Source organism: Shewanella hanedai (assembly GCF_007197645.1).
GTDB classification, from domain to species: domain Bacteria; phylum Pseudomonadota; class Gammaproteobacteria; order Enterobacterales; family Shewanellaceae; genus Shewanella; species Shewanella hanedai.
In genome coordinates, this window is record NZ_VKGK01000015.1 from 107,909 (window position 1) to 123,872 (window position 15,964).

At 42.9% G+C, this 15,964-nt stretch carries 16 protein-coding genes; 11 read left to right on the plus strand and 5 right to left on the minus strand.

All coding sequences use genetic code 11. The annotated features are described in order from the left end of the window. Window position 1: 1 nt before the first annotated feature. Window positions 2-982 carry a GGDEF domain-containing protein gene (locus FN961_RS13460; RefSeq protein WP_144040692.1) on the minus strand — a complete coding sequence of 327 codons (981 nt, stop codon included), beginning with the start codon at window positions 980-982 and terminating at the stop codon, window positions 2-4. A gap of 288 nt (window positions 983-1,270) precedes the next feature. On the opposite strand from FN961_RS13460, the gene FN961_RS13465 reads away from it, so the two are divergent. From FN961_RS13465 to FN961_RS13480, 4 genes are all read left to right on the plus strand, one after another. Continuing rightward, window positions 1,271-1,735 (plus strand): TlpA disulfide reductase family protein, encoded by a 465-nt coding sequence (locus FN961_RS13465; protein WP_144040693.1) that lies wholly within the window; start codon window positions 1,271-1,273, stop codon window positions 1,733-1,735. After that, window positions 1,732-1,968, plus strand: coding sequence for a DUF4266 domain-containing protein (locus FN961_RS13470; protein ID WP_144040694.1), 237 nt, complete (start codon window positions 1,732-1,734; stop codon window positions 1,966-1,968). The genes FN961_RS13465 and FN961_RS13470 overlap by 4 nt, the downstream gene beginning before the upstream one ends. After that, window positions 1,959-3,425: a DUF3570 domain-containing protein gene (locus FN961_RS13475; RefSeq protein WP_229814703.1), complete on the plus strand. Its 1,467-nt coding sequence runs from the start codon at window positions 1,959-1,961 to the stop codon at window positions 3,423-3,425. The genes FN961_RS13470 and FN961_RS13475 overlap by 10 nt, the downstream gene beginning before the upstream one ends. 293 nt (window positions 3,426-3,718) lie before the next feature. Next, on the plus strand, window positions 3,719-4,171 hold the full coding sequence (locus FN961_RS13480; RefSeq protein WP_144040696.1) for a helix-turn-helix domain-containing protein: 453 nt from the start codon (window positions 3,719-3,721) through the stop codon (window positions 4,169-4,171). Between the two features lie 85 nt (window positions 4,172-4,256). Here the strand turns inward: FN961_RS13480 and asnS are convergent, their stop codons facing one another. After that, the gene (gene asnS, locus FN961_RS13485) at window positions 4,257-5,657 is read right to left on the minus strand and encodes an asparagine--tRNA ligase (protein ID WP_144040697.1); all 1,401 of its coding nucleotides are present in this window, start codon (window positions 5,655-5,657) and stop codon (window positions 4,257-4,259) included. Between the two features lie 234 nt (window positions 5,658-5,891). Here asnS and FN961_RS13495 point away from each other — a divergent pair, with 234 nt between their 5' ends. Further along, complete coding sequence (locus FN961_RS13495) at window positions 5,892-6,227, plus strand: hypothetical protein (RefSeq protein ID WP_144040698.1); 336 nt, start codon at window positions 5,892-5,894, stop codon at window positions 6,225-6,227. Window positions 6,228-6,244: 17 nt separating this feature from the next. Here the strand turns inward: FN961_RS13495 and FN961_RS13500 are convergent, their stop codons facing one another. Both FN961_RS13500 and pabB read right to left on the minus strand, forming a co-directional pair. Beyond that, window positions 6,245-6,817, minus strand: coding sequence for a CoA pyrophosphatase (locus FN961_RS13500; RefSeq protein WP_144040699.1), 573 nt, complete (start codon window positions 6,815-6,817; stop codon window positions 6,245-6,247). 23 nt (window positions 6,818-6,840) lie between these two features. Further along, window positions 6,841-8,244, minus strand: a complete 1,404-nt coding sequence (gene pabB, locus FN961_RS13505) for an aminodeoxychorismate synthase component I (protein ID WP_144040700.1) — start codon at window positions 8,242-8,244, stop codon at window positions 6,841-6,843. A 200-nt stretch (window positions 8,245-8,444) separates the two neighbouring features. Between pabB and FN961_RS13510 the strand changes: the two genes are divergently transcribed. The 6 genes from FN961_RS13510 (at window position 8,445) to yjjG (ending at window position 15,483) form a co-directional block, all read left to right on the plus strand. Next, complete coding sequence (locus FN961_RS13510; protein ID WP_144040701.1) at window positions 8,445-9,983, plus strand: fumarate hydratase; 1,539 nt, start codon at window positions 8,445-8,447, stop codon at window positions 9,981-9,983. A 200-nt stretch (window positions 9,984-10,183) separates the two neighbouring features. Then, complete coding sequence (locus FN961_RS13515; RefSeq protein ID WP_144040702.1) at window positions 10,184-12,238, plus strand: dipeptidyl-peptidase 5; 2,055 nt, start codon at window positions 10,184-10,186, stop codon at window positions 12,236-12,238. Window positions 12,239-12,345: 107 nt separating this feature from the next. Further along, complete coding sequence (locus FN961_RS13520) at window positions 12,346-13,683, plus strand: DUF2157 domain-containing protein (RefSeq protein ID WP_144040703.1); 1,338 nt, start codon at window positions 12,346-12,348, stop codon at window positions 13,681-13,683. Further along, window positions 13,683-14,240 carry a GDYXXLXY domain-containing protein gene (locus FN961_RS13525; protein ID WP_144040704.1) on the plus strand — a complete coding sequence of 186 codons (558 nt, stop codon included), beginning with the start codon at window positions 13,683-13,685 and terminating at the stop codon, window positions 14,238-14,240. The genes FN961_RS13520 and FN961_RS13525 overlap by 1 nt, the downstream gene beginning before the upstream one ends. Window positions 14,241-14,447: 207 nt before the next feature. Then, the gene (locus FN961_RS13530; RefSeq protein WP_308426224.1) at window positions 14,448-14,768 is read left to right on the plus strand and encodes a hypothetical protein; all 321 of its coding nucleotides are present in this window, start codon (window positions 14,448-14,450) and stop codon (window positions 14,766-14,768) included. Window positions 14,769-14,808: 40 nt separating this feature from the next. Continuing rightward, window positions 14,809-15,483, plus strand: a complete 675-nt coding sequence (gene yjjG / locus FN961_RS13535; protein ID WP_144040706.1) for a pyrimidine 5'-nucleotidase — start codon at window positions 14,809-14,811, stop codon at window positions 15,481-15,483. Window positions 15,484-15,573: 90 nt separating this feature from the next. On the opposite strand, the gene FN961_RS13540 is transcribed toward yjjG, so the two are convergent. After that, a complete protein-coding gene (locus FN961_RS13540; protein WP_144040707.1) occupies window positions 15,574-15,819 on the minus strand; it encodes a DUF2834 domain-containing protein in 246 nt (81 codons plus the stop codon). Between the last annotated feature and the right edge of the window lie 145 nt (window positions 15,820-15,964).

Here is a 15,964-nt window from a genome sequence, read left to right on the forward strand (position 1 = left end):
CTTAACACTGTGTTGCGATAATTGCTCTGTTTCTACCAGCTAGCTTTGCTTTATAGAGTGCTTTATCGCACTCAGCCAGCCAATGATCGATACTCGCCGCAGGAAGAGAGTTAATCCCAATACTGCAGGTGATAGGTTCCTCTATCTCCACAAGCTGCATTGCTGCGATATTGTGAATTAATTGCTGTGCGATATCAGCAGCCTCAGTGGTATCAAGCCCAGTTAATATGATAAGAAACTCCTCGCCCCCATATCGAATGACTTCAGCCTGATTGGGTGCCACGCTTTTAATGATTTGCGCGACTTGCCGCAGTACCTTATCACCAGTAAGGTGGCCATATTTATCATTAACCTGTTTGAAATGATCAAGGTCAAGTAACAAGATAGTGGACTGAATTCCTTTAGATATGTGATGTTGCAGTGCATGGGTTAATGAGCCCATAAGACGCTTTCGATTGGATACTCCGGTCAATTCATCTGTATTCGCAAAATAGAGTAGGGCAAGTTTCTGTTTGGTGATGACGTGGGAAAAAATGGCACCGAAGATGAGACAATCTACTACGGCTAATGAGAAGCGAGTGACCACAAATGTCTCTTCGATATTAAGTGCTAACAACAAGCTGATGACAGAATAAATTAACGATAAAACAGCGGCTTCTTTAAGGCTAAATAAGAAATAGATGACAAAAATAGTGGGGAATAGATAGATAAGTCCTTTATAACCTAAGGTAAAACAGCTGTAGCTGATAGCAATACAGATTAAAATTAAAGTCAGCTTTTTTTGTGCAAGATTAGCCTTGTTGTGCCATTCAAGATACATAGACAGTGCGAGTGGGAGCATGGAAACAGCAAAGAATCCTGCGAGCACATAATCTTCTATACTGATGCGATAGAGCACATATATCGCGACAGTCACGATACCTGCAAGTTGAAACAATAATGAGGATGTTTTTGGTATACTGTTAAGCTTTGCTAGCTCCATTAAAATCCCTTTCACTCATTATTTTTTTGCAAGTATAACACTGTTTATCATAATGAATATGTCCCTCTTCTTGTAAGCTATATTTCAGACTTAATTGTCGAGAGTCTGGCTTTCTATCGGTTTATGCGAGTTTAAAACGATGTCCTAGTAACTGTTATGACAAAGTTGTTTAACAACTCTTTTACTGACGGTGTTCTCAGTGTATAAATGAACTATATCAATATTTTTAAAAGCCTAAATAAGATGAGAAATATCTTTAATTATAATCGTTTGATTAGATTGGCGTACATGGCTACTCTCCTACTTGGGATGAATGTAGCGTGGGCTGGGCCTAAACTGGATGTTGAAGTTAAGGACGGCGATGGCAATGTTTATTCACTGTCAGAACTGAAGGGACAAGTGGTGTATCTTGATTTCTGGGCTTCCTGGTGCGGTCCCTGTCGAAAGTCATTTCCTTGGATGGATCAAATGCACAGTAAATATGCTGATCAAGGACTTAAGGTCATCGCAGTTAACTTAGATTTCGATACTGCGTTAGCAACACAGTTTCTGCAACAGACTCCTGCAAATTTCACCATTGCTTATGATGTGGACCATAAAGTGGCCAATGAATTTAGCATACTCGGTATGCCATCGAGTTATCTGTTTAATCGAGAAGGGGAGCTAGTGAATACCCATGTTGGTTTTTTTAGCGAAAACTTGCTGGAATATGAAGCTGAATTGGTTCGCTTATTAAATGAGAGTAAAAAATGAAACTGAGCATTGATTCACGCATTACTTATATAGCTTCTCTATTTTTGATGCTGACGCTCAGCGGCTGCTCAACTTTGGGTGTGCAACCCTGGGAGCGAGATCAATTTGCCCGAGAAGATATGGCATTAGATAATGAAAAACTGGATTTAACCTTGGATGACCACATCTACTTCAGTAAAGAAGGGACAAGTGGTGGTCGTTCACAGGGTGGTGGAGGATGTGGGTGCAATTAACCCGAATGTCTGAAGACGCTAAAATTCAAGCTAAACAAGATAACTCGTCTTGCCTTGAATTATCGAGTTTACTGGAATGCGCTAAACCTAAGCGCTATAAAAACATCAGTAAAAGTTTAACTATAGCGAGTTTGGCTCTGTTTTCCTCTCCCTCCTTTGCTGGAGATACGGTACAAGAGAACTCTGGCAGCGAACTTGTTAATAACATCACCGAAAGCGAAAAGAAAAAGTCAGCGGAGAGCTTTGGCGGGAAGCAACTTGAGGTGACAAAAATAGACATGGCGCTGCTCTATTATCAAGAGCCGAATAGAGTCACTGCTGCTGAGGGAATTGTTAATCTACAAGCCTCATATGGCGATAAAAGTGTATTGGATGGTAAGTTACTTCTTGATACGTTAAGCGGCGCTTCACCTAATGGCGCGGTGCCACAGTTACAACAACAAACCTTTACTCGTCCTTCTGGTAATGGAGTGTATCATGCTGTCAATGGTGACACACCCTTGGACGATACCTTCAAAGATACGCGTTTGCAGATCAATGGCAGTTGGGTTGAAACACTATCGAGCGCAGATAAAGTTAATTTCGGTTTTCACCTTTCAAGAGAGTATGACTACACCTCTCTTGGTTTGAACACTGGCGCTGAACATTCCTTTAATCGAGGTAATAGCTCAGTCAATACCGCTTTGGGGTACTACTACGATATTGTTGATCCCGTTGGAGGCCGACCCGTTGCGTGGGCGCCAATGTTATACCGAGAGGATTTTAGCTCGCAAGTTGAGTTTGAAGATGAATTTGATAAAACGCGGCAAGAATCAAGTGCTGAAAAACAGACGCTCGATATCAGTTTTGGTTTTACTCAACTGCTGAATCGATATTGGTTAGTACAGGGAAATTACAGTGTCTCATACCTTAATGGCTACATGACCGATCCCTACAAAATCATCAGCCTCGTTGATTACACGGGAACAGCTCAAGGTTATCGTTATGAGCATAGACCCGATAGTCGGCTTAAAAACAGTGTGTACCTATTGACGAAAGGTGCGTTAGATACGGGAGTTGTTGATTTTTCGTATCGATATAGTCTCGATGATTGGGGCATAAAATCTCATACATTTGAAACTCACTATCGTTATCAATTCACTTCAACTTTCTATGGGCAGCTCCATTTACGGTATTACCGTCAATCAGCTGCGGACTTCTATCATACTTTTCTACTTGATACAGCAAAAGAGCCTGTTTATGGCAGTGCTGACAGCAGGTTAGGTGCGCTTGATACCTATACCTTTGGCGTTAAATTTGGTCATAAGCTTCCTGATGGCTTCAATATTTCTTATCGATTGGAGCTATATCAACATAAACCCTTAGATAATGGTGCAGAAAGAGTGGGGCAGTTAGCTGAATTAGCTTTGTTTGAGCAAGTTGATGCCGTTATTGCCCAAGTTGGTTTTACTTTTTAGTCCTTAGGTGCCTAGGCTGGTAAAGGGAACTAGGGTTATTCACTGTCATTTGTGCGCATTTATGGTGAATAAGTTTGTCACGATGAATATTTTGTACTACATATTAAGTTGGGTGTGCAATTTTTAGAGTAAATACCTGATATAAATCATAATCAGAAATTTTCTCAGTACAGAATTTACAAATATCCCAGTAGAACAGAAATTGTAAAATGTCGTGAAACCGAGATACAGGGTTTTTCATTAGAGTTGGTTCGCTATTTCTGTTGTTTATCGGGGGGGATGGGGAGAGCGACGTGACGGCTGATAATGTGTGTAAGCCAAAGGATTTAATGCGACTTATTCGCAAAGAGACTAATGCGCGAATGAGGTTAAAGTTACTTGCGTTACTCCATTTTCAGGAGGGACGATCAAGATACCAAATTGCAGAATATTTAAAAGTCAGTCGTACCAGTGTCAACAAATGGATTGCCAACTACTTAACTGCTGGTCTTGAAGGGCTCAAAGAGAAAAAGCACACAGGCAGACCCGCGGCGTTAAATGACACACAGATAGAACAATTGACCCATTTTATCAAAGCACGAACGTGCAGTCGCAGTACGGATCCATTACATGGTTGTGATATTCAACGCTATATCTCAGAGTCGTTTGGGGTTAATTACGAGATATCCAATATCTATCGAATTTTGGAGCGACTCGGTTACGCTTGGATCACTCGTCACGATAACAAAGCGATGTCAGTGAACTAGCTTACAGATTATTTTTGCCATAAAAAAACGCCCATAAGGGCGTTTTTTATTTAAGTAATCAGCTCATTTAAACAGCTTGGTTACTTTAGAAACTCGCTGATTTTGGTGCTCGAGGGAATGGGATCACGTCGCGGATGTTTGAAACACCAGTAACATAAGACACTAAACGCTCGAAGCCTAAACCGAAGCCTGAATGAGGGACGGTGCCATAACGACGAAGATCACGATACCACCAGTAATCTTCTTGGCTAAGCTCCATCTCTGCAAGACGGGCATCAAGAACATCTAACCGCTCTTCACGCTGCGCACCACCGATGATCTCACCAATGCCTGGCGCAAGGACATCCATCGCTGCAACGGTTTTACCATCGTCATTAAGGCGCATATAGAAAGCTTTAATGTCTTTAGGGTAGTTTTTCACTACGACAGGGGCTTTAAAGTGCTCTTCAGCAAGATAACGCTCATGCTCTGAATGTAAATCAATACCCCATTCAACCTTGTACTCGAAACTCTTGTCACAAGCCTTAAGAATTTCAATGGCATCAGTGTAATCAACTTGAGCAAAATCACTGCTCACAAACGATTCAAGACGATCGATAACTGTCTTATCAACACGTTGAGCAAAAAACTCAAGATCATCGCGACACTCTTCAAGCACTGCTTTAAAACAGAATTTAAGCATCTGCTCTGCAAGTCCAGCTACATCGTCAAGGTTAGCAAAAGCCACTTCAGGTTCTACCATCCAAAACTCAGCTAAGTGACGGCTAGTGTTAGAGTTTTCAGCGCGGAATGTCGGACCAAAAGTATAAACCTTAGACAATGCACAAGCGTAAGTTTCAGCGTTAAGCTGACCTGACACGGTTAAGAAAGACTCTTTACCAAAGAAATCTTCGCTGTAGTCTACTTTACCAGCGTCAGTGCGCGGTAAGTTTTCCATGTCCAAAGTTGAAACGCGGAACATCTCACCCGCACCTTCACAGTCAGATGCTGTGATAAGCGGTGTCGATACCCAGATAAAACCTTCTTCATGGTAAAAACGGTGAATAGCTTGAGATAAGCTGTTTCTTACACGAGCAACAGCACCAATGATATTGGTACGTGGGCGTAAGTGGGCTAACTCTCTTAAATGCTCAATAGAGTGACGTTTAGCAGCCATCGGGTAAGTATCTGGATCTTCAACCCAACCAGCAACTTCAACATTGGTGACTTGAAGTTCAAATGCTTGGCCTTTACCTGGAGACTCTACGACTTCACCTGTCATCACAACTGAACAACCAGCAGTAAGCTTTAGGATTTCGTCATTATAATTAGCGACGCTATTAGGCACTACACCCTGAATAGGATCAAAGCAGGAACCGTCATAAACGGCAAGAAAAGAGATGCCGGCCTTAGAATCTCGGCGAGATCTTACCCAACCACGAACAGTAACTTGCGAACCGATCGCAAACTCACCTTTAAATACAGAAGCGACAGATGTAATGCTCATTGCTGCTTAGTTCTCCAACGAAACTTGTTATAAAAAAACTGGATGTTTATATTACCTTGCTGAGGGCTTTTCTCAAGTGTAAAAAGAGGGAAAAGTTCGGATATATTGCAGATTAAAAAAGATAGATGATTAAAACGGTCATTTTTCTATCAATAAAATGCAAGAAGTTGCTGAAACCTGCGGCGCAATATCATATTGTTGTACCAATGTATGGGAATTTGTTGGGGAGGTTGTATGAAAAGAGTCAAGATGTTTCAACTCCTATTGTCATTCCTATCGGTATGTGGATGGTCTTTGGCTGTCTATGCATTGCTAGTTTTTGATAAAGCCAGACCTGAAAGGGCGGTTGGGTATTACTTAAGTAAGGGGGAGTCGGTTCGCTTAGGCTGGGATCAAACTCAAACGATTGAGCTCGAGTATGTTATCTGGTCTTGTGCTGCGATAAGTTTTGTTAGTTTGGCATTTAATTACTATTTTGCTAACCATAGTAAAATGGAATATTGGTTTAACATTCCACTGTTATTAATGGCGTCATTAGCTGCGGGTTTGTATGTTCGCTTTGTGGTGTAGTGATATTAAAGCCGTGATCATCGCCGGGTAAGCTGCTGACAGAGTTGTTCGATGATGGCAGCTGTTGCCCCCCAAATCATATGTTGCTTGTATTGGATAAAGTGGACTGGGTGTTGTTGGCCCTGGCGTCGATAGAGATAATGCTGACGGTTATTTTTGTTGAGCAAGAAGGCTAGAGGGATAGTAAATAGGTCGTCGACTTCCCCCGGATCCAGCACAGGAATAAAACTGTTTTTGACGATGCCAAATACTGGTGTGATTTCAAATCCTGTGAAAGTTTTATATTTTGGATGTTGCCCCATCACTTCCACATTGGTAATTTTGAGTGCGATCTCCTCTTCTGCTTCCCTTAATGCTGTGGCGATGAGATCAGTATCAGATTTCTCTACCTTGCCCCCCGGAAAGCTTATCTGTCCGGGGTGACTGCGAAGATGCATGGGCCTTCGGGTTAAAATAACATGCGTGTCGTTGTCGACTTGAGTAAATGCTATCAATACGGCTGCCTGACGTAATCTGGTCGATATGTTCGGACTGATTAGTTCGGCTAAAGGCTGAAAGTTATACCTGACTCTTAATTCTGGTAAATTCAATTTTCTCCCCCGTTTGACTTTAATTACATATTTTTAAGGATTGGCAGGATTTTGCTCACTTTATCGTAGGTTTCCTGATATTCCTCGTTCGCGACAGAGTCTGCAACAATACCGCCCCCAGCCCAACAATAGATACGATTAGATTGCGCCACTAACGTTCTGATGGTGATACTGGTATCCATTTGACCATCTTGGCTTATGTATCCAATAGAACCACAGTATAGGCTACGCCGAGAGGGTTCAAGTTCCTCAATGATCTCCATTGCACGAATTTTTGGGGCGCCGGTGATCGATCCACCAGGAAATGTCGCTTTCAAAAGATCGCTTGCTTGGTATGGTGAGGCGAGTTTCGCTGTAATTGTACTGACCAAATGGTGAACCGCAGGGAAGGTTTCAATGTTAAACAGATGAGGCACATTCACTGAGCCTGCTTGTGCCACCTTACCTATGTCATTACGCAGGAGATCGACGATCATCAGGTTTTCTGCGCGATCTTTGGGTGAATGGGACAGCGCTACTGCCGACTCTTTATCCTCTACCGGGTCGGTAAACCTTGGACGTGTACCTTTAATGGGCTTAGTTTGAATATCACTGCCCACCAATTGAATAAATCGTTCAGGCGAAATGGATAAGATAGAGGTGTTATCGAGCTTGATAAAAGCAGAAAAGGGCGCTTTGTTAGTTTGACTTAATTCAATGTAAGCCTGCCACTCATCTCCCTGATAATCAGCTTCGAATCGATGGGTTAAGTTAATTTGATAGCAATCACCGCTATGCAAATACCGCTGTATTTTATCAAACTTATCTAAATATTGTTCACGGCTGATCTGGTTATCCCAGTCGTTACTCAAAGAGAAATGGTGCTTGTTCGATGTCAAAGGCTTATTGAGCAGGGATTCAAGCTCTGCTAGCGTCTGCTGCAGCGCATCTTGGCCTTGATAGTGCACTAAGGTCCAGCTTGCGTCTTGATAGTCATAAATCAACGCCCACATATATAGTCCGATATTCATCTCTGCCAGATCAATATCCCGTTGGGCAATGTCAGGAAGACTCTCAATTTGTCTGCCTAAGTCATAGCTAAAGCAACCCATGGCGCCGCCAGAGAAAGGATATTGACTCAACAATGGCTGGGGGAAATAATTTTTCAGTGTCTGATTGATAACTTGGAAGGGATCCAAATTTACCGTTTCAACATTATGTTCTCGAGCGTCATCATAGTGTGTTATTCGACTCAGGCCTGAGGTCGTTACTATGGTGGCAACTGGGTTGCAGACGATAATATCGTATCTGGCATCAGCATGATCAGCATTGGCTGAATCCAATAGCATGGCCCAAGGTTGATCTGAAAAAAATGAAAATAACGCAGTAGTGGTGTGATCCCAAGTCAGCTTTAATGAAGCCAGCTGACGCGACGCCGAACAACTCATCGATTAACCTTAATTAAAATGGGGCGTTCCCCTGATACTCAACGATAGAATATCATAATCGATAGGCTAGAATTAAAAAAATCAATAAACAGCTCTAAAGGTTTCAAGTGAGGTGTTTCCCTGAAAGTCAGGGGAAGGTATCATAGATAAACTATTATAATAATATTGTAACCCAATGAAACTATTGGAGTGCCCCTAATATGTCCGATAAAAAGGAAGAGTCTGTGAGTAAAGAAGTCATCATAAAGCAAGCCGATCTTATTGAGAGTATTGCTGATTCGCTACAATATATCTCTTATTATCACCCTAAAGATTTTGTTGACGCCATGGCTGAAGCCTATGAGCGTGAAGAAAGCGCAGCAGCAAAAGATGCCATCGCACAGATTTTGATTAACTCGCGTATGTCTGCAGAGGGGAAACGTCCTCTTTGCCAAGATACCGGAATTGTCACTTGTTTCGTTAAAGTTGGAATGGGCGTCAAGTGGGACAAAACCGACATGACTGTTCAGCAGATGGTCGATGAAGGGGTACGTCAAGCTTATAAAAACCCAGATAACCCATTACGCGCTTCCATCGTTTCCGATCCTGCCGGTAGCCGTAAAAATACCAAAGACAACACGCCTTCAGTCGTTCATATCGACATGGTGCCAGGCAATCACGTCGACGTAGCAATTGCTGCCAAAGGTGGTGGTTCAGAAAACAAATCAAAAATGGCCATGTTAAACCCATCAGATGATGTTGCAGCTTGGGTTGAGAAAACTTTGCCAACCATGGGCGCTGGCTGGTGTCCGCCAGGAATGTTAGGTATAGGCATTGGTGGTACGGCTGAAAAAGCGGCGGTTATGGCTAAAGAGTCACTGATGGATCCAGTTGATATTCATGAGTTGCAAGCTAGAGGGGCTGAAACCACTGAGGAGAAGATGCGCTTAGACATTTTTACACGTGCTAACAATCTCGGTATCGGTGCTCAAGGCCTAGGTGGATTAACGACTGTTCTGGATATTAAAATTAAAACAGCGCCGACACACGCAGCCTCTAAACCTGTGGTGATGATCCCTAATTGTGCTGCCACACGTCACGTGCACTTTCATCTTGATGGAACAGGTCCAGCTACATTAACACCGCCATCACTTGAAGACTGGCCAGTGATCACTCGTGAAGCGGGCGAAAACACTCGTAGAGTCGATCTTAACACTGTCACTCAATCAGACATCGAGCAATGGAAGAGTGGCGACACGTTGCTGCTGAACGGCAAAATGCTGACTGGGCGAGATGCGGCGCATAAACGTATTCAAGGCTTGATTGAATCGGGTGAAGGACTTCCTGAAGGCGTCGATTTTACCGGTAAGTTTATCTACTACGTGGGTCCAGTCGATCCTGTTGGCGATGAAGTTGTTGGGCCAGCAGGTCCTACAACGGCCACACGTATGGATAAGTTCACTGATATGATGCTAGAAAAAACAGGTCTAATGGGCATGATCGGTAAAGCCGAGCGTGGACCTGCAACCGTGGCATCGATTAAGAAGAATAAAGCCGTTTATCTGATGGCCGTTGGTGGTGCTGCATACCTTGTCTCTAAAGCGATTAAAAAATCACGCGTTGTTGCTTTTGCTGATCTCGGTATGGAAGCGATTTACGAGTTCGATGTCAAAGATATGCCAGTGACGGTTGCGGTTGATTCAGACGGGGTGAATGCCCATGAAACGGGTCCCGCTATCTGGAAAGTGAAATTAAGCTAGTAATTGGTTAGAGCAGTCTACAATAAGAAGGCTTAGGCATCTTGCCTAAGCCTTCTTATTTGGATAATGTGCTTCTGATAATAAAAGAAAATAACGCAAAAAATCTAAAGTGTCACAATGGAATTTTAGACGTGAAAAGTGATTTGGCGAATCAGGGTCGCTTACAAATCGATTAACAATCAATAAAGATGATAATAATAATGAAAAAATCTGCACTCATACTTGCACTGGCAACTGCCGGAATAGCAAGCACCGCTCAAGCCTCTGCAGCAGAGGACTTTACGGTTCAACACTTAGTTAAAATTAACAAGCTTCATTCAGCAACATTGTCTAACGATGGCAATAAATTGGTTTATGCTGTCAAAAAAATTGATAGCGAAGGGGAGTCCAGTTCAGATCTGTACATTCAAGATCTTTCTACGCCAAACAGTAAAGCTAAACAGCTGACCTCTGCACCGGGTACTGAGCACAACGTGGCTTTTTCTGCCGATGATAAAAGTCTCTATTTTCTTGCTAATCGTGATGGTTCTAGTCAGTTGTATTCGTTGTCACTTAACGGTGGCGAAGCGATTCAAATCTCTGAACTGCCATTGGACATCGAAGGCTTTAAGCTTTCACAAGACACTAAACAAATCGTATTAAACATGCGCGTGTTTCCTGATTGCAAAGATTTAGCCTGTTCAAAAGATAAATTTACAGCCGAAGAGGAACGTGAATCGACTGGGCGTGAATATAAACAGTTGATGGTGAGGCATTGGGACACGTGGAGTGATCATTCTCGTAGCCACCTATTTGTCGCACAGCTTAACGGCGAAAAGATTTTGACAGCTGTGGATGTAACTGCTGGGCTCGACACTGAAACACCCGCGAAACCTTTTTCAGGTATGGAAGAGGTGACTTTTACCCCAGATGGTAAATATGTGGTTTACAGCGCTAAGGCGCCGAGTAAAGACCAAGCTTGGATCACTAACTACGATCTTTGGCAAGTGCCGGTGTCAGGTGGCAAAGCGGTTAATTTAACCGAAGAGAATAAAGCGTGGGATGCTCTGCCAACGTATTCTGCCGATGGGCGTTACCTGGCGTATCTGGCGATGACAAAGCCTGGTTTCGAAGCCGACCGTTATCGCATCATGTTACGCGATACCGTTACTGGTCAGGAAAAAGAAGTTGCGCCGCTGTGGGACAGAAGCCCAAGCTCGCTGGCATTCGGTAAAGACAATCGCACCTTGTATGTAACAGCTCAAGATGTGGGTCAAGTGACGGTATTTGAAGTGAATACTCAATTTGGCGACGTTAAAACGATATTTAACGACGGCAGTAACTCCATTGTTGGTGTCACCAATGACAAAATTATCTTTAACCATAAGAGTTTAGTTCAACCAGGTGACCTGCACTCTATGGGTTTAGATGGTCAGAATTTAACACGTTTAACTGATGTGAATAAAAACAAACTAGCCAAGATCAAATTTGGTGAGTTTGAGCAGTTCAGCTTTAAAGGCTGGAACAATGAAGAGGTTCACGGCTACTGGATTAAGCCTACTGATTACAAAGCGGGTAAGAAATACCCGATAGCCTTCCTCGTTCACGGTGGACCACAAGGTTCATTTGGTAACTCATTCAGCAGCCGTTGGAATGCACAGCTATGGGCTGGAGCGGGTTATGGTGTGGTGATGATCGATTTCCATGGTTCTACTGGTTATGGACAAGCCTTTACTGATTCGATTTCGAAAGATTGGGGTGGAAAGCCACTTGAAGATCTTCAAAAAGGATTAGCTGCAGTGACTAAGCAACAGAAGTGGCTCGACGGAGAGCGCACCTGTGCCTTAGGCGGCTCATACGGCGGTTACATGATGAACTGGATACAAGGTAATTGGAGCGATGGCTTTAACTGCTTGGTCAATCATGCTGGTCTGTTTGATATGCGTTCAATGTACTATGTTACCGAGGAGCTTTGGTTCCCAGAATATGAATTTGGTGGCACATATCAGGATAACAAAGACCTGTACGAGAAGTTTAATCCAGTGAACTACGTTGAGAACTGGAAAACGCCGATGTTGATTATCCATGGTGAGAAAGACTTCCGCGTTCCTTATGGCCAAGGTCTAGCCGCGTTTAGTTTTATGCAACGTAAAGGCATTCCTTCAGAGTTGCTCATCTATCCTGAAGAGAATCATTGGATCTTGAACCCAGAAAACCTTGAACAGTGGTACGCCAATGTATTGGGTTGGATGGATCGCTGGACTGAAAACAAGTAATACCAATGTATAAAGTAAATAAGGTCAGCGAATGCTGGCCTTTTTTGTGGGTAAATGTAATCTTGAATTTGAATCTTGATGAAACTAAATGTGATAAGGAATAAACAATGAGGCTGATCAACCTCTTTAAGAAGGAGCTTGCCCACGAGGCGCGAGATTGGGTGCGCGATGGACTGGTATCTGACACTCAGGCCAATGCTATTTTGGTTCGTTATGGCGAGTCGCTAAATGAAGACCCCAACAAGAACTCATTTGGTTACTACCTGTTAATGTCTCTTGGTGCCTTGTTTCTGGGGCTTGCCTTAATTCTTATTGTTTCCCATAACTGGGATGAAATACCACGTATTGTTCGTACCGTCGGGTTGTTATTATTGACCTTGGGCTGCAACGGGGTAGGCATTAAATTCTTTTTGTCAGGACGACAACAGGCTGGGAAAATTTGGCTATTTTTCGGTGGCATTAGCTACGGAACCAGTATTATGTTGATTGCACAGATATATCACTTAGGAGAGCATTTTCCTGATGGGATTTTCTGGTGGGCAATCGGCATTCTACCTCTTGTTATCTTTACGCAGAGTCGCTTACTGGGTTTACTCTCTTTCACCTTGGCAAGTGTCTGGGCGATAGTCGAAACCGGTGAAGATTTCTTTCCAACTCTCTATCCGCTGTTTGCGATCGTCATGCTGTGGTTAACCCTGTTTCAAAAATCATCACGACTGCTTTTTATCGCGAGCATTGCAGGTTTAATTACTTGGTTGAACATCGGGCTTGCTTGGACAATGGGTGAGTGGCGCTACTTTGCTCCTTTTGAGGAGCAACTGCCATTCTCCCTCGGTATCGGCATACTTCTCAATGGTGCTGCTTGGTGGTTAATGAGAACCAATAAGCAAGACTGGCGAGAATACGGACTGGTTACGCATATTTGGCTGCTTAGAGCGTCTATCATCACTTTGCTTATTCTCAGTTTCGAAGGTGCATGGGAGGATTATTCGTCTGGATTTGATTGGTTATCCATTAGTGGCATTGCTGCCGTGTTTCTTTGCGGTGCTCTATCTTGGTTTTTATCGCGAAAAAGCGGTTTGTATGCCTCAACCCCAGCCATAATAATGAGCAGTTATTTTGGCTGTTGTTTTCTCTTACTCACAGCGATGGACAACATGGAGTTTGTCACCGCGATTGCCACCAATTTGATCTTAGTGCTAATGGGGATTTTACTCATTCGCCGAGGGATAGATCAGAATCAAACCCACTACTTTTATACTGGAGTCGTCACCCTGTTATTGACGGCATTCCTGCGTTACTTTGATCTCATCGGTGATTATATTGGTGGCGCGATACTCTTTATGGTGGCTGCTGCAATTTTGATGGCTGCGGCTAAATACTGGAAATATCACCTCAAATTGGTGACCGAAACGGGTAAAGAACAAGATCAGGAGTCAGCGTAATGGATAAAGTCACTATGCCATCATGGCTCACTATGCCACCCAATAGAAAAGTCATTAAAATTGGTTTGCTCTTGACGCTGTTATTTCAACTTTCAGTGTTATGTGTTGAGTACCTTGGTGCTGTGTTGCCCATTTGGACGGGTAAAGAAATCATACTCAAGACAGAGCCTGTGGATCCTCGAAGCTTGTTTAGAGGCAATTTTGTTCGACTCAATTTCGATATAAACCTGATTAGCCGCATTGATGCTGCTGAATTTAAGAGAGGCAGCGTAGTTTACCTTGTGCTTGAGGAGAAAGATGGTTTATGGCAAGCGGGAGAGGTCAGTTCGGTGATGCCTATTCAAGGTGATTTTATTCGAGGTCGAGTTAGAAACAATTACGGTGAAATGTTAGACATTGATTATGGTATTGAAGCTTTTTTCATGCCGAAAGAGAAAGCTTTGGCAGTGGAGAAAGAGATGCGTGGCACAGGCACTGCAAAGGTGCGCGTATTTATTTCTGATACTGGTAAAGCACGAGCAGTAGGATTTAAATGCATTGCAAAAGCGTGTGAGTGACCTCTTAATTTTATAGGAGAGCGTGTGAGATGAGTCGTTATTTTTGGTAACTCAGGTTCCGGTAAATCAACGTTAGCAAAACGGTTATGTGGCACTGAAGGTTTATCTCATCTAGATCTTGATCTGGTGGCATGGTTGCCGGTGGTAGACGGAGATATACCTAAACGTATGCCAATCTCTGAGTCAAAACAGAGGGTAGAGTCGTTTATGTCTCAACAGAAGTCTTGGGTCATTGAGGGCTGTTACATCGATCTTGTCGACTTGGTCAGTGAGAAAGCGACAGAGATGATCTTTTTAGATTTAAACGAACAAGCCTGCAAGGATAATGCAAAGTCACGTCCTTGGGAGCCCTATAAGTATGAGAGCAAAGCTGCGCAAGATGCCAATTTAGCAATGTTAATCGAGTGGATAAGCCAGTATTATCAGCGGGGCGATGAGTTCTCTCATCATAGCCATTTGGCTTTTTTCAATCGTTACACCGGTCATAAAACCCGATTAGTTGAGAACATCTCTACATCGGTGGATTAACGATTTCTCCTTTTGTTTTAATTTATGAGAAGTACTTTAGATGCAATACCAATGGATACTCTTCGATGCCGATGAAACCTTGTTTCATTTCGATGCATTCGCAGGTCTTAAATTTATGTTCAGCCGTTTTGATGTTGATTTTACTCAAGCTGATTTTGAATTATACCAAACAGTGAATAAACCACTGTGGGTTGATTACCAAGATGGGCTTATTACCGCCGCGCAGTTACAAACAGATAGATTTACTGCGTGGGGAGATAAAATAGGCGTGAGTGCCCAAAAGCTCAATAGCGAGTTTCTTAAGGCGATGGGCGAGATTTGTACTTTATTGCCCGGCGCTAAAGCGCTTATTGATAGTTTATTAGGTAAGGTCAAACTTGGGATCATCACCAATGGTTTCACTGCGCTTCAAACTGTTCGTTTAGAGAAAACAGGGCTACTTGATGCCTTTGAGCAAGTTGTGATCTCTGAAGAAGTGGGGATTGCTAAACCCGATGTGGGTATTTTTGAACACGCCTTAATGCGGATGAATAATCCAGAGCGAAGTAAAGTACTAATGGTAGGGGATAATCCACATTCTGATATTCTTGGGGGCTTAAATGCAGGTGTTGATACTTGCTGGTTAAACTCTGCTGAACTGCCGAGCCCCTATGGTATAACGCCTCATTATGTGGTGAAATCTTTACATGAACTTGAACTGTTACTTACTCATTAACTTTTGAGGTTGATCAAGGGAAGCATGCCTAGTGCTAAAAGTGGCATGCTTTCTGGTTCTCACACGTCAGAGTGCTGCTTAACCAAAGTGTCATTTGTTATCACTGTCTGGTCTAAGCGCTAAATACAGCAAGGGACCCATAGAGACAAAAACTAAAGTGACGGCTGCATATGGCAGCCAGTGTTTGATTGTTTTTCCTCTACTTTTAATATCTTGATACATCCAAACAAGTGCAAGCCCTGCCATAATATACAAATCAATGACCACCTGCGCAGTATCCGGGCTTGATATTAATTGATAGCCGAAACTGAGAAGAGATTGCTCTGCAATCGACATGGTATAACCCGTGTAGCTTGCGAATAATACCAATCAGTATAAGAAGTTGATCTACTCAGAGTCTGACGAATCCCCACAAAAAGAGATGAATAAATAATGAGATAGGTGAAATAGTGAGGAACATTCATGGCATTTGGTGATCAAA